General features: G+C 72.5%; 19 protein-coding genes. 14 read left to right on the forward strand and 5 right to left on the reverse strand.

The window, feature by feature from the left end:
* Positions 1 to 101 precede the first annotated feature (101 nt).
* The 4 genes from AB0M29_RS06635 (at position 102) to AB0M29_RS06650 (ending at position 3,242) form a co-directional block, all read left to right on the forward strand.
* A complete protein-coding gene (locus tag AB0M29_RS06635) occupies positions 102 to 731 on the forward strand; it encodes a helix-turn-helix domain-containing protein (RefSeq protein ID WP_365379847.1) in 630 nt (209 codons plus the stop codon).
* A complete protein-coding gene (locus AB0M29_RS06640) occupies positions 728 to 1,273 on the forward strand; it encodes a dihydrofolate reductase family protein (RefSeq protein ID WP_365379850.1) in 546 nt (181 codons plus the stop codon). The genes AB0M29_RS06635 and AB0M29_RS06640 overlap by 4 nt, the downstream gene beginning before the upstream one ends.
* Before the next feature lie 51 nt (positions 1,274 to 1,324).
* The gene (locus AB0M29_RS06645; protein ID WP_365379853.1) at positions 1,325 to 2,053 is read left to right on the forward strand and encodes an SRPBCC domain-containing protein; all 729 of its coding nucleotides are present in this window, start codon (positions 1,325 to 1,327) and stop codon (positions 2,051 to 2,053) included.
* A 139-nt stretch (positions 2,054 to 2,192) separates the two neighbouring features.
* A complete protein-coding gene (locus tag AB0M29_RS06650) occupies positions 2,193 to 3,242 on the forward strand; it encodes a thaumatin family protein (RefSeq protein WP_365379856.1) in 1,050 nt (349 codons plus the stop codon).
* A gap of 101 nt (positions 3,243 to 3,343) precedes the next feature.
* On the opposite strand, the gene AB0M29_RS06655 is transcribed toward AB0M29_RS06650, so the two are convergent.
* A complete protein-coding gene (locus AB0M29_RS06655; RefSeq protein WP_365379858.1) occupies positions 3,344 to 4,045 on the reverse strand; it encodes a winged helix-turn-helix transcriptional regulator in 702 nt (233 codons plus the stop codon).
* 103 nt (positions 4,046 to 4,148) lie between these two features.
* On the opposite strand from AB0M29_RS06655, the gene AB0M29_RS06660 reads away from it, so the two are divergent.
* The 6 genes from AB0M29_RS06660 (at position 4,149) to AB0M29_RS06685 (ending at position 10,994) form a co-directional block, all read left to right on the forward strand.
* Entirely contained in the window at positions 4,149 to 4,832 is a 684-nt protein-coding gene (locus tag AB0M29_RS06660; RefSeq protein WP_365379860.1) for an alpha/beta fold hydrolase, read from the forward strand.
* A gap of 120 nt (positions 4,833 to 4,952) precedes the next feature.
* Positions 4,953 to 5,315 carry a DUF1304 domain-containing protein gene (locus AB0M29_RS06665; protein WP_365379862.1) on the forward strand — a complete coding sequence of 121 codons (363 nt, stop codon included), beginning with the start codon at positions 4,953 to 4,955 and terminating at the stop codon, positions 5,313 to 5,315.
* A 400-nt stretch (positions 5,316 to 5,715) separates the two neighbouring features.
* On the forward strand, positions 5,716 to 6,273 hold the full coding sequence (locus AB0M29_RS06670) for a TetR family transcriptional regulator (protein ID WP_365379865.1): 558 nt from the start codon (positions 5,716 to 5,718) through the stop codon (positions 6,271 to 6,273).
* A 183-nt stretch (positions 6,274 to 6,456) separates the two neighbouring features.
* Complete coding sequence (locus AB0M29_RS06675; RefSeq protein ID WP_365379867.1) at positions 6,457 to 7,332, forward strand: L,D-transpeptidase family protein; 876 nt, start codon at positions 6,457 to 6,459, stop codon at positions 7,330 to 7,332.
* 310 nt (positions 7,333 to 7,642) lie between these two features.
* On the forward strand, positions 7,643 to 7,972 hold the full coding sequence (locus AB0M29_RS06680; RefSeq protein ID WP_365379869.1) for a trypco2 family protein: 330 nt from the start codon (positions 7,643 to 7,645) through the stop codon (positions 7,970 to 7,972).
* Between the two features lie 31 nt (positions 7,973 to 8,003).
* Entirely contained in the window at positions 8,004 to 10,994 is a 2,991-nt protein-coding gene (locus AB0M29_RS06685) for a tetratricopeptide repeat protein (RefSeq protein ID WP_365379872.1), read from the forward strand.
* 230 nt (positions 10,995 to 11,224) lie between these two features.
* On the opposite strand, the gene AB0M29_RS06690 is transcribed toward AB0M29_RS06685, so the two are convergent.
* Positions 11,225 to 11,809: a GNAT family protein gene (locus tag AB0M29_RS06690; protein WP_365379874.1), complete on the reverse strand. Its 585-nt coding sequence runs from the start codon at positions 11,807 to 11,809 to the stop codon at positions 11,225 to 11,227.
* 40 nt (positions 11,810 to 11,849) lie between these two features.
* Between AB0M29_RS06690 and AB0M29_RS06695 the strand changes: the two genes are divergently transcribed.
* Entirely contained in the window at positions 11,850 to 12,245 is a 396-nt protein-coding gene (locus AB0M29_RS06695) for a hypothetical protein (RefSeq protein WP_365379877.1), read from the forward strand.
* 54 nt (positions 12,246 to 12,299) lie between these two features.
* On the opposite strand, the gene AB0M29_RS06700 is transcribed toward AB0M29_RS06695, so the two are convergent.
* Positions 12,300 to 12,893: a DUF4291 domain-containing protein gene (locus AB0M29_RS06700; protein WP_365379880.1), complete on the reverse strand. Its 594-nt coding sequence runs from the start codon at positions 12,891 to 12,893 to the stop codon at positions 12,300 to 12,302.
* Between the two features lie 304 nt (positions 12,894 to 13,197).
* On the opposite strand from AB0M29_RS06700, the gene AB0M29_RS06705 reads away from it, so the two are divergent.
* Entirely contained in the window at positions 13,198 to 13,587 is a 390-nt protein-coding gene (locus tag AB0M29_RS06705; RefSeq protein ID WP_365379883.1) for a nuclear transport factor 2 family protein, read from the forward strand.
* 3 nt (positions 13,588 to 13,590) lie between these two features.
* Positions 13,591 to 14,514, forward strand: a complete 924-nt coding sequence (locus tag AB0M29_RS06710) for an LLM class flavin-dependent oxidoreductase (protein WP_365379885.1) — start codon at positions 13,591 to 13,593, stop codon at positions 14,512 to 14,514.
* A gap of 8 nt (positions 14,515 to 14,522) precedes the next feature.
* Here the strand turns inward: AB0M29_RS06710 and AB0M29_RS06715 are convergent, their stop codons facing one another.
* Positions 14,523 to 15,749 carry a helix-turn-helix domain-containing protein gene (locus AB0M29_RS06715; protein ID WP_365379886.1) on the reverse strand — a complete coding sequence of 409 codons (1,227 nt, stop codon included), beginning with the start codon at positions 15,747 to 15,749 and terminating at the stop codon, positions 14,523 to 14,525.
* 294 nt (positions 15,750 to 16,043) lie between these two features.
* Between AB0M29_RS06715 and AB0M29_RS06720 the strand changes: the two genes are divergently transcribed.
* Complete coding sequence (locus tag AB0M29_RS06720; RefSeq protein ID WP_365379888.1) at positions 16,044 to 17,690, forward strand: acyl-CoA carboxylase subunit beta; 1,647 nt, start codon at positions 16,044 to 16,046, stop codon at positions 17,688 to 17,690.
* 113 nt (positions 17,691 to 17,803) lie between these two features.
* Here AB0M29_RS06720 and AB0M29_RS06725 read toward each other — a convergent pair whose 3' ends face one another.
* On the reverse strand, positions 17,804 to 18,886 hold the full coding sequence (locus AB0M29_RS06725; protein ID WP_365379890.1) for a phosphatidylinositol-specific phospholipase C domain-containing protein: 1,083 nt from the start codon (positions 18,884 to 18,886) through the stop codon (positions 17,804 to 17,806).
* Between the last annotated feature and the right edge of the window lie 208 nt (positions 18,887 to 19,094).

Here is a 19,094-nt window from a genome sequence, read left to right on the forward strand (position 1 = left end):
AAGGGCGGGGTGCGGCAGTCCGCACCCCGCCTTTTCCGCACCACTTCACCGACAAGGAATTGCGTCTGGACAAAAAAAGTTTTCGGTGGGAGGGTGGAGTCATGTTGGACGTGAGCGTGATCGAGGACGCGGAAGCCGCGGCGGTGTCGCTGGACCCGATACGGGCGCGGCTGCTGGGCGAGCTGGCCGCGGGCCCCGCTTCGGCGACGATGCTCGCCGGCCGGGTGGGGCTGCCGCGGCAGAAGGTGAACTACCACCTCAAGGCCCTGGAGCGGCACGGCCTGGTCGAGCTGGCGGGTGAGCGGAAGAAGGGGAACGTCACCGAGCGGCTGATGCGGGCGACGGCCGCCTCGTACGTGATCTCGCCGCTGGCGCTGGCCGCCGTGCAGCCCGATCCGGCCCGCTTCCGCGACCAGCTCTCCGCACGCTGGCTGCTGGCCGTCGCCGCCCGGCTGGTCCGCGACGTCGGCACCCTGATCACCGGGGCCGACCGGGCGGGCAAGCGGATGGCCACCTACGCGCTGGACGGCGAGGTGCGGTTCGCCTCCGCCGCCGAACGGGCGGCGTTCGTCGAGGAGTTGACCCACGGGGTCAGCGCGCTGCTCGCCAAGTACCACGACGAGGACGCGGAAGGCGGCCGCCCGCACCGGATCGTCATCGCCCTCCACCCCACCGTGCAGAACCCCGCACCCGCCGCCACACCGATCGCACCCCCTGAGGAGTCGTCATGAGGAAGCTTGTCGTCAGCGAGTTCCTGACCGCGGACGGGGTCATGGAGTCGCCGTTCGAGTGGCACGGCGCGTACTTCGACGAGGACATGGCCCGTACGGTCACCGCCCAGATGGACGCCTCCGACGCGCTGCTGCTCGGCCGGGTGACCTACGAGGGCTTCGCCGAGGCATGGCCCGGGATGGCGGACGCGCCCGGCGGCGCGCACATGAACGGCGTCGCCAAGTACGTCGTCTCCACCACCCTGGAGAAGGCCGACTGGAACAACTCCACCGTCATCTCCGACGATCCGGCCGCCGCCATCACCCGGCTCAAGGAGCAGGACGGCGCCGACATCACCGTCATGGGCAGCGCCACGCTCGTGCAGTGGCTGCTCGGACAGGGCCTCGTCGACGAGATTGAGCTGCTGATCGACCCGGTCGTGGTCGGCCGCGGCAAGCGGCTCTTCCAGGACGGACTGGCCACCACACCGCTGACCGTCGTCTCGTCCGAGATGTTCTCCTCGGGCGTCCACCACGTCGTCTACGCGCCGCAGCGCGCGTAAGTCACCTTCCCCGCATACCCGTTCGAGCACCCCCACCCCCCAGGAGCAGTGATGTCCAAGGAATTCGAGATCGTCCGCGAGTTCGAGGTCGACGCGAGTCCCGAGCAGGTCTGGGACGCGATCACCACGGGCACCGGCGGCTGGCTGTGGCCCATGGAGTACGAGCAGCGCGAGGGCGGCGCCGCGCCCTTCGGCGGCACCGTCACGGCGTGGGACCCGCCGCACCGGCTGACCGGGCGGACGGAGAACGTCGAGGACATCGCCGTACAGACCTTCAACCAGGTCGACCACCTCATCGAGCCCCGCGAGGGCGGCGGTTCGTGGGTGCGCTACGTGCACAGCGGCATCTTCGTCGAGGACTGGGACAACCAGTACGACGGCGCCAGCAAGCACACCGACTTCTACCTGCACACACTGCGCCAGTACGTGCTGCACTTCACCGGCCGCCAGGCGGCGTTCACCACGCTGAGCGGTCCCGCCGCCGCGGGTGCCCCCGGCTCCTTCGAGGTGGCGCGCCGGGCGCTGGGCATCGCCGACGACGCGGCGCAGGGCGACCGGGTGAGCGTCGAACTGCCCGGCGCCGGACGGGTTCCCGCCGTACTCGACTACCGCAACACGTACTTCATCGGCCTCCGTACCGACCAGGCGATGTACCGCTTCTTCGGCCGCGACCACTTCGGCGCGACCGTCGGCGTCAGCGTCCACGACTTCGCGCCGGACGCCGACGCCGCGCGGATCGAGGCGGACTGGAAGGAGTGGCTGGCGGCGGTCTACGCCTGAGCCACCGCCGCCGCGCCGCGCTCGTCGCGTCCTGTCGTCCCCGATTTCCGTTGTCCGTACGGCCGCCCGCCGTCTCCTGTGTGCGGGGTGGTGGGAGCGTACGGCTCCGGATGCCGCGGGACAGGGCGTGGAGGCGCGGATGGGACGCAGGGCCCGACAGGGCGAACACAGGGCGCGGCAGGGCGGATCGGCACGGAGCCGGGGGCTGCTGGCGGTGGTGGCGGTGGCTGTCGCCGCGCTGTGCGTGGCCGTCTACGCCGTCGCGGGGCAGCGTCCGGGCGGCGGTTCCGCCGACGCGGCGGGCCCGCTCGGCGCCACGGCCACGACATCGGCCGCCACGACCGTCATGCCTAACACCCCACCGAAGCCGACCCGTTCGGCCACCGCGACCCCGTCCGCGTCGCCCACCTCCCCACCTGCCGCGCGTCCCCGCCCGACCGGGCGGCGGACCGGCGCGCCGCCCGCCGCCCACAACCTGGCCCCGCAGGCGGGCAGCAGGGTCTTCACCTTCGTCAACAAGCTCGGCCAGACCATCTGGCTGGCCTCGGGCGAGCAGACCGCGCGCCCGGCGCTGCCGACCACCGGCTGGGTGCTGCGTCCCGGGCAGACCCTCGGCGTCCGGGTCCCCGACCACTGGAACGGCCGCTTCTGGGGCCGTACCGGCTGCACCTTCGACGCCGCGGGCCGCGGCCACTGCGAGACCGGCGACTGCGACGGCCGCTTCCAGTGCCCCGGCTACGGGAAGATCCCCGCCTCGCTGGCAGAGTTCAACCTCAACGCGTGGAGCGGTCTCGACTTCTACGACGTCAGCCTGGTCGACGGCTCCAACCTGCCGATGTACATCAACCTCGTCGGCGGTACGACCAAGGACCCGATCAGCGCGAACGGCTGCTCGGCGGCGGGCTGTACGCACGCGGTGGACTGCCCCGCCGCCCTCCGGGTGACGGCGGGCAGCCGGGTCGTCGGCTGCGAGTCGCCGTGCGGGGTGTTCGACACCGACCAGTACTGCTGCCGCGGCCAATGGGCGCCGCGCTCGGCCTGCCTTCCCGACAAGTGGCCGGTGAAGTACGCGGCGGTGTTCAAGAAGGCCGAGCCGTTCGCGTACTCGTACGTGGACGACGACGCGACGAGCACCTTCACCAGCAAGGGCGAGGCGGGGTACCGGATCACCTTCGGGCTGAGCCCGTGACGCCGGAGGACCCTCCGTAGCGACCTCAGGACTCCCGTCAGGGCTTCCGGGCTTCAGGGCTTCCGGGCTCTAGGACGTCAGGACGTCAGGGCTTCCGGGCTTTACGCGATCGGCGGCCGGGGGAAGCAGGCCAGGAAGCGGGCGGCTCTCCGGCGGTCGCCGGTCAGGTGCGCGTCGCCCGCGCGCAGGGCGTCGGCGAGCGGCCGCCCGCCGAACACCAGGGCGCGAAGCGTGCCGACACCGGCTGTCAGGACGGCGTCGGGCACGGGCAGGGCGGCGGCCGACTCCGCGGAGGCGGAGGCGGAGGCAGAGGCGGTGGCGCGCGTCGCGCGGAAGCGCGCGTCACCGATCTCGGCGCGGAAGCGGTCGTCGCCCATCCGCAGTTCGCAGACGACCCGCAGGTCGTCTGCGGCGGCCGGGTCGAAGGTGGTCCGCAGGGCCAGCACCAGTGCGTCGACGCTGAGTTCGGCGTCCGAGCCGGTGCCCAGCGGGAGTCGGCTGCCCCAGGTGGCGAGCGCGAAGAGCACGGGCTCCAACAGGGCGCCGCGCTCGGTGAGTTCGTAGCCGCTCGTGCTGGCGGGCGGGCCGAGCCGCACCCGTCGTACGACATCCGCGGCCTCCAACTCGCGCAGCCGCTGCGACAGTACGTTCTGGCTCATGCCCGGCAGGCCCCGGCTGAGGTCGCCGAAGCGCTTGGGGCCGTGCAGCAGCTCGCGGACGACGAGCAGCGCCCAGCGCTCCCCGACCGCGCCGAGGGCGCGCGCCACCCCGCATGGGTCGTCGTAACTGCGCTTGCCTGCCACACGCCGCATTCTAGTCGTTGTGCTTGCCATTGTGGAGTACATGCTCCTAATTTAGGAGTAGCGCCACTGCTCCGGCGGCGCTCGCTCGAAGGAGTGCGTGACCATGACGAACTTCGTACTCATCCCCGGCGCCGACGGCCGCGCCTGGTACTGGCACCGCGTGGTGCCCGAACTGCGGGCCCGGGGCCACGAGGTGGTGACCCTCGACCTGCCCTCGGAGGACAGCGCGGACCTCGACGCGTTCACCGACGCCGTGCTGGCGGCGATCGGCGACGCACCGGCCAGGCCGCTGGTGGTCGTCGCCCAGTCGCTCGGCGGTTTCACGGCGCCTTTGGTGTGCGCGCGGCTGCCCGTCGACCGGCTCGTGCTCGTCAACGCGATGGTCCCGGCGCCCGGTGAGACGGCGGGGGAGTGGTGGGGCAACACGGGCCAGGCGCAGGCCAGGGCCGCGTACGCCGAGGCGACCGGCCGCGGGGCGGACGCCGAGTTCGACCTGCGCACCGACTTCTTCCACGACGTCCCGCCCGAGGTGACCGAGGAGGCGTTCGCCGGCGAGGTGCCGGGACCGCCGTCCGCGCTCTTCGCCCAGCCCTGGCCCCTGGAGAAGTGGCCGGACGTGCCCGTCACCTTCCTCCAGGGCCGCGAGGACCGGTTCCTGCCGCTGGAGTTCCAGCGCCGGGTGGTCGGTGAGCGGCTGGGCATCGACGTCCAGGACCTGCCCGGCGGCCACCTCGTCGCCCTCAGCCGACCGCGTGAACTCGCGGAGGCGCTGCTGCGGACGGTCTGACCGGGGGCTCTGGGCTTCCGCGCCGGGGCTCCACATCGGGGATCCACGACTTCCTGTACAGTTGTCCAGGAAGTCGGGACGACGGCGGACCGGCGGTGCGCGGAAGGCGTGTGAGCGGTCATGAAGGTCGTCGCGGAGATACTGGTCGGCGCGGTCGCCGCCTTCCACGTCTACGTCATGGTGCTGGAGATGTTCCTGTGGCAGGGGCCGCGCGGCCGCGCACTGCACGGCCTGAACGCGGACGGCGCCAAGGTCACCGCGCCGCTCGCCGCCAACCAGGGCCTCTACAACGGCTTTCTCGCCGCCGGACTGGTGTGGGGCCTGATCGCCTCAGACCCCGTGGGCTTCCAGGCCCAGGTGTTCTTCCTGTGCTGCGTGATCGTGGCCGGGGCGTACGGCGCCGCCACCGCCTCCCGAAAGATCCTCTTCGTCCAGTTCGCGCCCGCGGCCGTGACGCTGGCCGCGGTCCTCGTGGCGGGGTGAGTGGGCGCGTGAGGCGGGAAGGGTCGAGACGCGGGGCGTCCGCGGCGTCCGCGACGCCCGGGAGGCCGGTGGCGCCAGGGGCGCCTGCGCGGTCCGGGGAGGCGGCGCGGTCCGTGACGCCCGCGCGGTCCGGGAAGGCGGCGGCGCTCACGAAGCGTGCGGCTTCCAGCGCGTCCGGCATGCCCGGCGCGTCCGCGGCGCCCGGCGGTTCCGGCACGCCTTCGACGCTCGCCGTGTCCGCCGTGCCCACGGCGCCCGGTGACCCGTCGGCATCCCGGGCGTCTCCCGCATCGCCCACACCGTGGGGCGGGTCGGGCCCGCAGGGAGACAGCCTCGTCCCGCAGGACCGGAACGACGGTAACGACGGGTACGCCCGGCGCGGCCGCACGGCCGGAACGCCGTGACCCAGGACCCGCGGACGCTGCGGACCCGCGCCCGGCTGCGGGCGGCGCTGCTTGCCGAGTGCGAGACGCGGCCGCTCGACGAGGTCAGCCTGTCGGCGGTGGCGCGCCGGGCGGGGGTGGGCCGGGCCACCCTCTATCTGCACTACGACGGCCTGCGGGCGCTGGCCGTCGACGCGTGCGCCGACGTCGTACGCGAAGCGGTCGACGCCCTGCACGCCTGGACCGCGCCCCCGGGGCCGGACGCGCCGCCCGCGCCGCTCACCGAGTTCCTCACCGCCGTCGCGGCCCGCGCCGACCTCTACCGCGGCCTGCTCGACGAGGGTGGCGGCGGCCCGCTCGGCACCCTGCTCCACCACGAACTGCGCGCCCGCTCCGAGGCCGAGCGCGCCCGCGCCGGAGCGCCGCACCCCGCCCTGGCCGCGTCCGCGGTCGCCGCCGCCTTCACCGGCCTGCTCGCCGACTGGCTGCACGGCCACCTCGGCGACATCCCGCCCGACGCGCTGGCCGCCCACATCTGGCGGCTGCTGATCGCGATCCACCGCGCGGTGACGTAGTCGGCGCAAGTCCCCGCCGACGGTGCGTGGATGCCCGGGCGGGAGCGGCAATGCGGGTGGCCGATACGCCGTCAGGCGGTGCGGGACGGCGCTAATCCGGCGATACGGATTCCCCGGGGCGAATCGGGCGGGCGCTCACCCTGGGTGCCGGTCGCGGGCGACGGTTTGCAAGGATCGACGGCGATGACTGCTGCCTCGACCGACCCCCTGAACCCGAGCCGCACCGAGCCCCAAGGCCGCGGCCGCCACCGGCAGCGGCGAAAACGCCGCGGGGTGCGCGGCGGTGCCATCGGTGCGGCGGTAGGTGTCGTACTCGCCGTGGTAGGCGCCGGATACGTGGTGGTGAGCAAGCACGGCGGGACCGCCGTCGCCGACACCTTCCGCCGCGACGCCGTGCCCCCCACCGCCTCCGCGCCCGCCGCCCCGGTGAAATCCGCAGGTCCCGGCACTTCCGCCCAAGAGGCGGCGCTCACCCGGATCTCGGGCCTCGGGCCGAAGACGCTGGCCTCGATCCCGGCCGGCTCCCGCCAGGTGCTCGTCGCCTCGGGACGCGCGAAGAACTCCTCGGACACCGTCGTCACGCTGTGGTCGCGTACCGCGGACGGCCACTGGACCCCGGGCGCCGCCTGGCCCGCGCACAACGCGCTGCACGGCTGGACGCGCGAGCACCACGTCGGCGATCTCCGCAGCCCCATCGGCGTGTTCACGCTGAGCGACGCGGGCGGCTTCGACGCCAACCCGGGCGCCAAGCTCCCGTACCACCACTCGTCGGCCTTCCGCGCGGGCGGCGTCGGCTTCGACGGCGAGCCGCTCGACGCGGCCTTCGACTACGTCATCGCCATCGACTACAACCGCGTCCCGGGTACCTCCCCGCTCGACGGCAGCCAGCCGCTGGGGCACAGCCGCGGTGGCGGCATCTGGGTCCATGTCGACCACGGCGGCCCGACCCACGGCTGCGTCAGCGTCTCCGCCACCCACATGGTCGACCTCCTGCACACCCTCGTGCCCGCCGACCACCCGGTGATCGTGATGGGCGACAAGGCGTCGCTCGCCGTCTAGGGCCTGGCCCCTTCCGGCGGAGCACGAAGCCGCCTTGCTCCGCCCGGTCCACTTGGTCCGATCGGCCCGCCCGGTCCGCGTGCCCGCCGTGCCCGCCGTCCCGGGCGCGTCGGCCGTTGTGCCGTGGGGGCTTTCGCCGGTTCGCCGAACCGGCACCGGATCTCCGTGGCTTTCCGGGCGAACTGCCGCCCGTCCGGGCATAATTGGGTCAGTCCGGCCGGAAAAGGATCTTCTTCCGCTACGGTCCTGCCGGTGTCCGGTCCGCGCCCGCTCCCGACCGGGCGCGTCCACCACGCAACGGGGGGTTGCCGTGCCAGAACTCGGCCTGGCCGAAACGATCGGCGCGCTGCGCCGCGAACTGGCCGTCGCCGCGGCCGAGGCCGCGACGGAAGTCGGTACGGGCACGAGCCCGGGCGGGGACATACGGTTCGAAGTGGGCCAGGTGCAGGTGGAGTTGCACGTCGGCGTCACTCGCGAGACCGCGGGCAAGGCCGGAATGAACTTCGTGGTCGTCGAGTTGGGGGGCGACACCTCGTACCGCCGGGAGGAGATCCAGCGCGTGCTGGTGACACTGGAGGCGCCGACCGACGCCACCGGGGCCCCGATACGGGTGACCCGCGACTCCGCGCTGAAGCCCTGACCCGACGAGCGACGACCGGACGCCCCTCGTGATGACTGGCCCCGCGGACCGGGCTGTCGAAGTGCTGCGGCGGCGCGGCGACGGCCGCTGGACGGTCGGTTCCGGCTACCTGGCCGGCGGCCGACTCGTCCTCACCGCCGCCCACAACGTCCGTAGCGAAGGCGGCATCGACGACGTCATCCTCGTCCGCTGCCTCGACGGCTCGGAGCTGTCGGCGGTGGTGCTCGCCGCGGGCCTCCCGCCGGGCGTCCGCCCGTCCGTCCCGTCCATCCCCGCGGGCGCCGGGCCCGCCGCTTCGCCGTCTCCTGCCGTTGAGCTGACAGCGGCTGCGTCCACCGCCCTGCCGGGTGCCATCTCAACCGTCCTCGCCGGTGCCGGTTCCGTTGTTCCGCCGCCCCCGCCTGCCGAGTTGACGGCGGCTGCCGCCACCGCCCCGCCGGGCGTCCTCGCGCCCTCCACCGCCCCGCTGCCCGCCCCCGTGGCCGCCGCCGCGCCGCCGGTCGCGGAACTCCTCGTACCCGCCCCGGCGCCCGTCCTCCCCGCGGACCTCGCCGTACTGGAGATCGCCGAGGCGGACGCGGCCGGGCTCAGTGACGTACCGGCGCTGCGGTTCGCGCGGGTGGACCGGGCGCAGACGGCGGTGATCGCGCGGTGCTGGGCGATCGGCTATCCGCGGTGGAAGGAGCAGCCGTCGGCCGGTACCGGCGCCGTACCGCTACGGGACAGCGTGCAGATCGAGGGCGTCATCGCGCCCGGCTCGAACCGGCGCCGCGGGCTGCTGGAGTTGCGCACCACCTCGACACCGCGGCCGCTGCCGAGCGGGGCCCTGGGCGAGTCGCAGTGGCAGGGCATGTCCGGCGCCGTCGTGTTCAGCGACGACCCCGAACTCGGCCCGCTCGCCGTGGGCCTGCTCATCGAGCACCACCTGCCGGAAGGCGCCTCCACGCTGACTCTCACGCCGCTGAGCGACCTGACCGCGCTGGTCGAGGGCACCGACTGGGGTTGGCGCCTGGGCCTGGACACCTGGACGGTGCTGCCGCGCGCCAGTAGGCCGCCCACCCCGCCCGCGACCGGCCATCTGGCGCTGCGCCGACCGCTGTCGGACTTCACCGACCGCGAGCGGCTCGCCGCCCAGGCGCAGACGCTGCTCACCGACCGCCTCGCGCAGACCACACCCGTGGTGGTGCTGTACGGCATGCCCGGCGTCGGCAAGACCGCGCTGGCCAACCACATCGCCCATCGGCTGGCCCCGACCTTCTCGCACGCCCGCATCCTGGTGGACCTCGGCGGCAGCGGCACCTCCGAGGTGACGCCCGACGGCGCGATGATCCAGGCACTCCAGGGCTTCGGGCTGTTCGGCAACGACCTGCCGCGCGAGACCCGTCAACGCCGTTACGTGCTACACCGGTTGCTACGGGCAGGCCCCAGCCTGCTGGTGCTCGACAACGTGGTGCGCGCCTCCCAGATCCAGCCGCTGCTGCCCGAGTCGCCCGGCAGCGCGGTGATCCTGACCAGCCGCTCGGCGCTCACCTCCGTCGAGGGCGCCGACCGGTTGCCGGTCGCCCCGCTGGCCGACCCGGACGGCCTGCGGCTGCTGGAACGGATCACCGGCGCCGAACGCGTCAGCCGGGAGCGGGACGCCGCCCGTACCATCGTGTCGCTCCTCGGCGGTCTGCCGCTGGCCATCCGGATCGCCGCCACCAGCGCCGCCTCCCCGGCCGGGCAGCACCGTCCCCTCTCCTTCCACGCCGCGCAGTTGGCCGACGAGCAGGCGCTTGTCTCCCATCTGGACGGAGAGGATAAGAGTGTGCGCAGCAGCTTCGAGATCAGCTACCGCGGTCTGCGGCCGGACACCGCCCGCCTCTTCCGCCACCTCGGTCTGCTCGCCGCCTCCGACTTCGCCCCCGCCCTCGCCGCGCGGGCCTGCGACGTCACCCCCGACCACGCGGAGCGGATGCTCGGCGAGCTCGCCGACCGCCAGCTCGTCGAGGTCAGCGGGTCGGCCGGCGACCGCTACCGGCTGCACGACCTCCTCCGCCACTACGCCAGGGAGCGCGCCGAGAGCGACGAGTCACCGGCCGACCGGCGCAGCGCCTTCCGCCGCTCCCTGCGGTGGTACGCGGACTGCCTGGAGACCTGGATGTCGCTGCCCGACGCCCACGAACGGCCGCCCGCCGAGGCCGTGGCCTGGTTCGCGGACGAGTTCCTCAACGTCAACGCCAGCATGCGCGCGGCCTTCGCCGACGAGCAGTGGGACCTGCTGCTGCGGATCGCCGGGTCGCTCTACGGGCTGCTGTTCTACCGCGGGCACTGGGAGGAGATGGAGTCCATCAAGGGCATGGCCGTCGAGGCCGCGCGCCGCGAACACGACGAGCCCGCCGAACTCGGCTCCCTCATCCACCTCGCCGAGGCCCGCCGGATCCTGGGCCGCAGCCAGGACACACCGCCGCTCTACGACCGCGCGCAGGAGATCGCCCAGTCCCTCGGCGACGACACCAAACGCGCCTGGATCCTCACCCACTTCGGCGACCTCCAGTGCGACCTCGACCACCCCCAGGACGCCCTGCCGCACTACGCCGAGGCCGACGCGCTCTACCGCGGACTCCACGACGAGGGCGGCCAGATCTGGGTGGCGGCCCACATCGCCGACGCCCACCGCCAGCTCGCCCAGCCCGCGGAGGCCGCCCGCGTACTCGAAGAGGCTCTCCTCCTCGCCCAACGCCGCGACGACGCCCCGAACATCGCCTGGTGCCAGTGGCACCTGGCCCTCGCCTACGACGAGTTGGGCCGCTACGCCGACGCCGAACGCACCATCACCGGCGCCATCGCCTTCCACCGCGCCGCCGCCGACGAGGGCGGCCTGACCACCATGCTCACCGCCCTCGGCGAGATCCTCCTCCACGCGGGCCGCGACGCCCTGGCCCGCGAAGCCCTCACCGAAGCCCTCACCCTCGCCCGCACGATGAACGCCCCCCGCCGCGAATCCGCCATCCAATCCATCCTCTCCCGCCTGCCCTCCTGACCTCACTCGCGTTGCGCGCCCTGACCGCTGCGAGAGCCTGCTCTCTACGCAGCCGCCAGGGAAAGTGCCCAGGCCACGCGTGCTGAACGGAGTGGACGAGAGCCGCATTGGGATGGGTGGCCCAGCCGGGTTATGTCCGGCACTCGTTGGGCCGCTGATCGCGCCAACAGGGTCGGCTTCTGGTCGATCCCGAGGAAGGGCGAAGGGTTGGCGGCGGGGCCGCCGCAGGATCAGGCAGTGGCCTTGGCCGCCACCCGGGCGACAAGCCTCTCGCGCAGGGACGGCCATTCCTCCACGAGGACGCTGTAGTACAGCGAATCCCGGCGCGTGCCGTCCTGCCGCACCATGTGACTGCGCAGCGTCCCCTCATAGACCAGCCCCAGCCGTGTCATCGCCTGTTGGGACCTCACATTGAGGTTGTCGGTGCGCAAGGCGATTCGTGCCAGGCGCAGATGGTCGAAAGCGTGCGACAACAGCAGAAGCTTGGACTCGGCATTGTAGGGACCGCCCCAACAAGCACGGTCGAACCACGTCGCACCAATCTCGGCGCGACCCTCATCGAGGTCGAGTTCATACAGACTGGTCGAGCCAACCACTGCCCGGTCCGTCACCCGCTGCACGGCGAAGCACCGTCTCGCCGGATCCGCCAGCATGTGACCAATCATCTCCCGCGTCTCCGTCACAGAGCCCGGGCGAGGCCGGGGCATCCACCGCCAGACCTCAGGATCCGACGCCGAGGGGAACAGCGCTTCCGCGTGATCGACGGCCAGCGGAACGAGACGGATGGTGCGGCCGAGAAGGGAGTTGTCGCTCATCGCTGCAACCTAGCTTCGTCATTGCCGTTCCACCGTTGAGATGGCGACCATGTTGTCTTCCCGACGCACAGCAACCGCCGCCAGGGCCTTTGGCGGAGATTGTTCGCAGAGCCCCGATGTCGGACCCCTGCGGGAACTCGTACTCGACCCGAATTACACCTTCGTCACCCGCGCGACTGCGGAAGCCGTGCTTCGGCGAAAGGACAAGGCCGGGCTGGCGATCATCGCCTCCGCCTTAGCGGTTGCCGACTCACATCACAGCGATTGGATCCATGCCGCAATTGTCGACGTTTTCGGCGTCTTCTCCTCCGACCGGGACTGTGCGGTGCAACTTTCGGAGGAATTGGCTCGTGACACCGATGACCGCGTCTCTGCGGGGGCTCCTCTTCTGCTCGCCGCTCTGGCCGAGATCGAGCCCGTTCTCCGCCCCGCATAGCACGGGCAAACGCCGTCGTAGAAGCTCTCGGGCAAGCTGCTCCGCGGTCGAGCCTCAGGCGCCGAGGTGGGCCAGGGACAGGCCGTCCAGGGGGTAGGGCTTTTCGTCCGGGATGAGTTGGCGGGCTTCGTCCGTCTTGCCGATGCCGTGGAGGTAGTGGATCTCGCGGGCGCGGGCTGTGACGTCGGTGATGTTGACGAGCCAGGTGTCGGCGTAGAGGCGTACGGCTTCGCCGGTGAGGCCGAGTTGGAGGGAGCGGTGGGGCAACGGCTGGAGGTGGAGGTCGCGTTCGGGGTCCCATTGGACGCGGGCGGGCGACTGCTTGAGCTGGCGGCGCCAGGTGGCCCGGTCGTCGTGGACCTTGGGGGCGTAGTGGGAGAGGCAGGCGTGCCGAAGAGCCCAGGCGAAGCCGTCGCGGGTGATCTCGACGGCGAGCACGGTCTCCTGGCCTTCCTTGGTGGCCCAGCCACAGCGGTACATCATCCACAGGAAGCTCGGCTTGATCCACGTCATGCGGTCGCGGCTCCAGGCGGCGGGGAAGCGGCCGTTGCGGGCGGCGGGGGTGCCGAGGGAGGGGGTGTACGCCTGGTAGACGGTGACCGTGGTGGGGGTGTGCAGCGCGCGGATGCGGCGCGCGGGTTCTTCCATGGCGTACACAGTGGCGGGCGCGGGTGGTGGGGCGCATCCGAATAACCGCGGGCCCGGTGGGGAGTGTGGCCGAGGGGAGGCGGGCGGGGGGTGTTACTCCCGCGGGAGTACGGGTGGTGTGGGCGGCGGCTGACCGGGGGAGTACGGCAGAGGCATACCGCCGGTCGATGCGGCGGACGGGCTCGGCGCGGGAGTCTTGGGGAGAACCCGGAGCCCGCCCCGGAACCGGGTCGGGAACCCGGACCGCTCCCCCGGGCCGGGACCCGGCCCCCGGTGGCTCACCGCGTGCAAGGGAGACAAGGGCATGGACCAGGACCCGGAGCTGGCGCGGTTCGCGCGCCGCTGGACCGAGGCGGAGTGGCGCGGCGACACCAAGACGCTCGACACGCTGCTCACCGACGACTTCACGGCCGTGGGGCACCGGGGCTTCGTGCTCGACAAGAAGCAGTGGCTGGACCGGTACGACTCGGGGTGCCTGGTGCACGACGCGTTCACCTGGGACGAAGTGACCATCCGTCAGTACGGGGACGCGGCGGTGGCCGTCGGCATCCAGGGGCAGCAGAGCATCTACGACGGCCGTGACGCGGACGGGTACTTCCGCCTCACGCAGACGATTGTCCACGAGGACGGCGCCTGGAAACTGGCGGCCGTGCACCTCACCCCGACCGGCGGACGCTCAGGACCGGAGGCGTAGACCATGCGGATCAGCATCAATGTGGCCCACCACGCGTGGCCCGAGGGGCCGAAGGGCTCGGCCGCACAGGTGGAGCGGGTGGTGGCGGCGGCCGACGAGATCGGCCTCGACTCCGTGTGGGTCGCGGACCATCTGCGGCAAGAGGTGCGCGACGACCCGGCGGGATCGCCCGACGAGGCCGTCCTGGAGGCGTACGAGACGCTGGGATCACTTGCGTCGCGCAGCGAACGGGTGCGGCTCGGCGTGCTGGCCGAGGCGACGGCCTACCGTTCCCCCGGCCTGCTCATCAGGGCCGCCCGCGCGCTCGACGCGCTCAGCGGCGGCCGGGCCAGGCTCGGGATCGGCGCCGGGTACGGCCGGCTCGCGGCGGGCACGCTGGGGAGCGGGGGAAGCGCGGGGAACGCGGGGAGCGCGGAACGCACCGGGGAACTCCTGCGGCTCGCCCACGAGTTGTGGCCGGAGGACGGCAGGGGCGGCGGCGCGTCCGGCGAGGAGCGGCGGCCCCCCGTACTGGTCGGCGGCACCGGCGACGCGCGGACGCTGCCGCTGATCGCGCGGTACGCCGAGGCGTGCGACCTGCTCGACGTACCGGACGGCGGCGCCACCCTGCGCGCCAAGCTCGACATCCTCGCGGTGCACTGCCGCAAGCTCGGCCGTGATGTCAGCGATGTGGACACCTCGGTCAGCACCTTGGTGCGGCCCGACGCGACGGCGGACGAACTCGTCGCCCATTGCGCCGCGTTCGTCGACTACGGCCTCGACCATGTGGTCCTGGTCCCCGCCGGGCCGTGGACGCGGCGCACCCTCGCCACCCTGGCGGCCGCCGCACCGGCGATCCGCGCGCTGGGCGGCCCGCCGCCCGAGACGCTGCCGAAGGTCACCCAACTCGACGCGTACCGGATGCCGGCCGCCCGCGTGCTCGTCTGAAGACCAGCTCACCCGTCACGCGGCGACCGTAATCGCCTTACCCGTAACGCCAGTTCCAGCTCGAAGCCGCCGTCCGGATCCTGCAGCCGGTCGCCGAACAGCCCGTCGAGCTGGCGCAGCCGGTAGCGGACCGTCTGCGGGTGCACTCCGAGCCGGGCGGCCACCTCGTTGGCGTTGCGGCTGCACTGCAGCCAGCACAGCAGCGTCTCCGCCAGCCGCTCGCGGTAGGGGACGCGCATCCCGGCGAGCGGCGCCAACTGCCGTACGACCAGGGCGTGCATCAGGTCCTCGTCCTGGAAGAGGACGAGCGTGGCGAGGTGTTCGGCGCAGTGCAGCACTCCGCGGTCCGGCAGGATGCCCCGGCGGGCCAGCGACAGCGCCGCCACCGCCCAGCGCAGCGACCGCGCTCCGTCCGTCACGGAGACGGTGGGGCCGAGCGCCGCCCGCTTGCCCCACTGTCCCAGGTCCAGTGACGCGGCCCGCCCGGGGCCGTCGGGATCGGGCACGACCACGCAGCCGGGCCGCTGGTCGAAGCGGCCCAGGAACCCGGGCGGCAGCACCGGCGGCGCCGCGTCACCCTCGTCCTCGCGGTCGACGACCAGGACCGCGAGCGACCCAGGGACCTGCCACTGCGCCGCCTCGGCCAGTTCGCGCAGCGCCTCGGGCGCGGCGGGTGGCTCCGCGGTCAGCAGGTCCAACAACCGGGCCCGCCTGCGCTGGAGTTCACCTGCGGCGTGCAGCTGCTCCTCGGTGTACCCGGCGGCCGTCGCGGCCGCGATCTCGTCGATGTGCACCAGCGCCGCCTCGCCCAGCAGCACCAGCGCCGACCTCGGCAGCGCGTCGGCGTCGGCGAGCGCGGTGATCCGCCGCCACGCCACCCGGGCGCCGATCCGCAGCGCGCCCTGGAACGCGTCGAGGCTGCGGCCTTCCCTGGCCTCGCCGCGGCCGATCCTCCGGTAGGTGTCGGCGACCGTCTGGACGCCCCCCGTACCGCTCCATGGCGCGGCCGTGGTGCCGGACATCCGGTCGAGGAGCAGCGAGAGCGCCAACTCGACGCCAGTGCGCAGGGTACGCATATAGGTGTCGTCGAACGGCCGGGCGTACTCGGGGACTTCGGTACGGATGGCGGTGACCACCTCGTCCTGGATGCCGGGGAGGAACGGCCGCAGGTGGACGGCGAGTTCGGCGGGGAGGCTGCTGAAGGGTTCGTCTGCCGGTGGCCTGGTCTTGAGCACGGAGGAGGCCGTCCTTCCGGAGGGGGAGACCCGGGTGGGGGCCGGGCATCTGCGCGGACCGTACCTCCCAGCACACGAATAAGCATCAGTGCCTCGGCGTCGCCCGCGTTACTTGTCACCCGGGTGACAGAAGCCGCCAAAGGGAGTGTCATCCGCGGAACTACCCTGCCCTGCCTGCCCCGTTGGAGCCTGATAGGCCGGGTGTCGTGTGCCCGGGAGCACCGGAACGCCGGAAGCCGGAACGCCGGAAAGGGCCGGAAGGGCCGGAACGCCCGCAGCATACGGAGGCGCCCCATGACCGTGACCGCAGGACCGTACCAGCGCAACCCGACCATCACCCCCACCCCGACCACTCCGACTCCGACCACCCCCACCCCCACTCCGACCACTCCGACGACCCCGCTCGCCGCGCTGCGGGCCCGCAGCGCCCGTGCCTGGCAAGGCGGTTCGCGGGCGGCGGTGGACCGCCAGCACGCCCGCGGCAGGATGACCGCCCGGGAACGGATCGGCCTGCTGCTCGACCCGGAATCCTTCACCGAGCTGGACGCCTTTGTGACGCACCGCTGTTCGGCCTTCGACACGGCCGCCGACCGTCCCGACGGCGACGGTGTCATTACCGGACACGGCACCGTAGACGGCCGCCCCGTCGCCGTCTTCGCGCAGGACGCCACCGTTTTCGGCGGCAGTATGGGTGAGGCGTTCGGCCAGAAGGTCCTCAAAGTCATGGACCACGCACTCAAGGTCGGCTGCCCCGTCATCGGGCTCAACGACTCCGGCGGCGCCCGTATCCAGGAAGGCGTGGTCGCGCTCGCCCACTACGCGGAGCTCGTGCTGCGCAATGTGCGGGCCTCCGGGGTGATCCCCCAACTCTCCCTGATCCTCGGCCCGTGCGCGGGCGGCGCCGCGTACTCGCCCGCCCTCACCGACTTCACCGTCATGGTCCGCGACATCTCGCACATGTTCGTCACCGGACCCGAGGTGGTCCGCTCGGTGACCGGCGAGCGGACCACCGCGGAGGAGCTGGGCGGCGCCCTGACCAACGCCGCCGTCAGCGGCACCGCGCACTACCTGGCCGACGACGAGGCCGACGCCTTCGACTTCCTGCGGGTCCTGCTGTCGTATCTGCCCGCCAACAACTGCCAGGAGCCGCCCCGTTACGGCCCGCCCGCCGATCTCGCGGTCACCGCCGACGACCTGCGGCTGGACGGCATCGTCCCTGATCGCCTCGAAGAGGTCTACGACATGCGGGACATCCTGCGGCCGCTGGTCGACGAGGGCGAACTCCTGGAGATCCAGGCGCTGTTCGCGCCCAACATCATCTGCGCCTTCGGCCGCGTCGACGGCGGCTCCGTCGGCATCGTCGCCAACCAGCCCACCCGGATGGCCGGGGCGCTCGACATCGACGCGTCGGAGAAGGCCGCCAGATTCGTCCGCTTCTGCGACGCGTTCGGCATCCCGGTGCTCTCCTTCGTGGACGTGCCCGGCTATCTGTCGAGCGTCCGACTGGAGCACGACGGCATCGTCCGCCGCGGCGCCAAACTCCTCTACGCGTACGCCGAGGCCACCGTCCCCAAGATTACCGTGGTGGTCCGCAAGGCGTACGGCGGCGGCTACGCCGTCATGGGCTCCAAGCACCTGGGCGCCGACCTCAACGTGGCCTGGCCGACCGCCCGGATCGCCGTCATGGGCGCGCCCGGCGCCGTGGCCGTACTCCACCGCAAGGCGTTGCGCGAAGCAGCGGACCCCGACGCGCTGCGCGAGCGGCTCGTCGCCGAGTACGAGGCGGAGTTCGCCACCCCCTACGCCGCCGCCGAACGCGGCTACCTGGACGCCGTCATCGCGCCGCACGAGACCCGCGGCTACCTGGTCCGCGCCCTGCGGGCGCTGCGCGGCAAGCGGGCGGACGCACCCGAACGGCGGCACGGCAACATCCCGTTGTAGGGGCGCACTCGTACGGATACCGCCGTACGCACACGACCGCACCCCACGGCCAATGGCTCGCCGTGGGGTGCGGTCGTGTGCGTGCTGCGACGGTGCGTGGGCCGCGGGTACGGTCAGTTGGCGCCGCGCGGCAGGGTGAGCGACTGGACCTGGGGGAGACCCTTCCAGTCGTTCGAGGCGATCGTCGCGTGCGCCGCGGCGAGTTGGGCGACACGTGCCTGCGCGTCCGCCGCGGACGGGTTGGTGTCGTCCAGCGTCGGCGGCACGTTCTGGGCGTCGGTCATCACCAGCAGGTAGTGGTGCGTGTCGTACCAGCTGGTGTCGATGCTGCCGTTGAGGTACGTGGCCGCGTCACCGTCGAAGACCACGAACCACGGGCGCAGCGAGGTGTCCGAGTAGCGCGAACGCGGGTCGCCCGCCTGGGCGTTGTGCACCGCGGGGAAGACCTGTGCGGTGGAGAGGTGGCTCTTGAGGTAGCCCGCGTACTCGGCGTCGGTCCACAGCGAGTCGGTCGGGTTGGACTCCTCGACGGTGCCCGGGATGACCTCCAGGATCACCTTGCCCGCCATCTGCGCCCGGGTCGGCCAGTTGCCCGCGGTGGCCGCCGCGTCGAGCGTGGCGTAGCTGCCGCCGCCCGGCTTGGCCAGCAGGTCGGACGGCTTGAACACCAGGTTGCCCAGGTGCGCGCTGATCGACTGGTCGAGCTTGGCGGGGCTCATCCCGAAGGTGGCCTGGAACCCGGCCTTCATCTCCAGCTTGATCATCAGCGGTGCGTGCCCGGGGTGCGCGCCCAGCCACACCCGCACATCGTCCAGGCAGCTCTCCAGGTCCTTGTTCGCGCCACCCGAGTAGAGCTGCGACGCCGAGGACGCGTTCACGCAGTTGTTGCTGTTCCCCGTCGGGTTGGAGTGGCTGACCTTCCACTCCTGGGTGAAGAAGTCGTCCCACACGTCGAGTTCGATCATCGAGGTGCCCGTGTCGAGCGCCTGCGCCAGATACGGGAACGCCGCCGGGTCGTACGTGTTGTGCAGCCCGGACGAAGTGCCGCCGGAGAACGGCAGCGACCCCGTGTCGGCGGCGGACGCCACGGCGCCACCCCCGGCTCCGGCCACGGTGAACGCCAGACATCCGGCCAGGATGCCGAGCAGCGCCATGCGCAGTCGTAGGAATACGCGTCGAGACAGCGGACCGGTCACGTGTCCTCCAGTGGGGGGTGGCTCTCCGTCAGGACGGTGCATGCCCAGCGTGAAGCGACGGAGACATGACACGTAACACGACCTGGATTCCTCCTGTCACCTCCGATTCGAGCCGAAGTCCCCTGCGGGGGGCGGTGCGTGGGGTCCGGCGCGGCCGGGTGCGTGGTCGTCGGGCGACGACGGGCGCTTGGGGGTGCGTGGTCGCTGC

The sequence above is a fragment of the Streptomyces sp. NPDC051976 genome, from assembly GCF_040680795.1.
Classification (GTDB): domain Bacteria; phylum Actinomycetota; class Actinomycetes; order Streptomycetales; family Streptomycetaceae; genus Actinacidiphila.

Coding starts and splice junctions, on each gene's coding strand:
- AB0M29_RS06635 (WP_365379847.1), top strand. CDS start 102: ATGTTGGACGTGAGCGTGATCGAGGACGCGGAAGCCGCGGCGGTGTCG.
- AB0M29_RS06640 (WP_365379850.1), top strand. CDS start 728: ATGAGGAAGCTTGTCGTCAGCGAGTTCCTGACCGCGGACGGGGTCATG.
- AB0M29_RS06645 (WP_365379853.1), top strand. CDS start 1,325: ATGTCCAAGGAATTCGAGATCGTCCGCGAGTTCGAGGTCGACGCGAGT.
- AB0M29_RS06650 (WP_365379856.1), top strand. CDS start 2,193: ATGGGACGCAGGGCCCGACAGGGCGAACACAGGGCGCGGCAGGGCGGA.
- AB0M29_RS06660 (WP_365379860.1), top strand. CDS start 4,149: ATGACGAACTTCGTACTCATCCCCGGCGCCGACGGCCGCGCCTGGTAC.
- AB0M29_RS06665 (WP_365379862.1), top strand. CDS start 4,953: ATGAAGGTCGTCGCGGAGATACTGGTCGGCGCGGTCGCCGCCTTCCAC.
- AB0M29_RS06675 (WP_365379867.1), top strand. CDS start 6,457: ATGACTGCTGCCTCGACCGACCCCCTGAACCCGAGCCGCACCGAGCCC.
- AB0M29_RS06685 (WP_365379872.1), top strand. CDS start 8,004: ATGACTGGCCCCGCGGACCGGGCTGTCGAAGTGCTGCGGCGGCGCGGC.
- AB0M29_RS06690 (WP_365379874.1), bottom strand. CDS start 11,809: ATGAGCGACAACTCCCTTCTCGGCCGCACCATCCGTCTCGTTCCGCTG.
- AB0M29_RS06695 (WP_365379877.1), top strand. CDS start 11,850: ATGGCGACCATGTTGTCTTCCCGACGCACAGCAACCGCCGCCAGGGCC.
- AB0M29_RS06700 (WP_365379880.1), bottom strand. CDS start 12,893: ATGGAAGAACCCGCGCGCCGCATCCGCGCGCTGCACACCCCCACCACG.
- AB0M29_RS06705 (WP_365379883.1), top strand. CDS start 13,198: ATGGACCAGGACCCGGAGCTGGCGCGGTTCGCGCGCCGCTGGACCGAG.
- AB0M29_RS06710 (WP_365379885.1), top strand. CDS start 13,591: ATGCGGATCAGCATCAATGTGGCCCACCACGCGTGGCCCGAGGGGCCG.
- AB0M29_RS06720 (WP_365379888.1), top strand. CDS start 16,044: ATGACCGTGACCGCAGGACCGTACCAGCGCAACCCGACCATCACCCCC.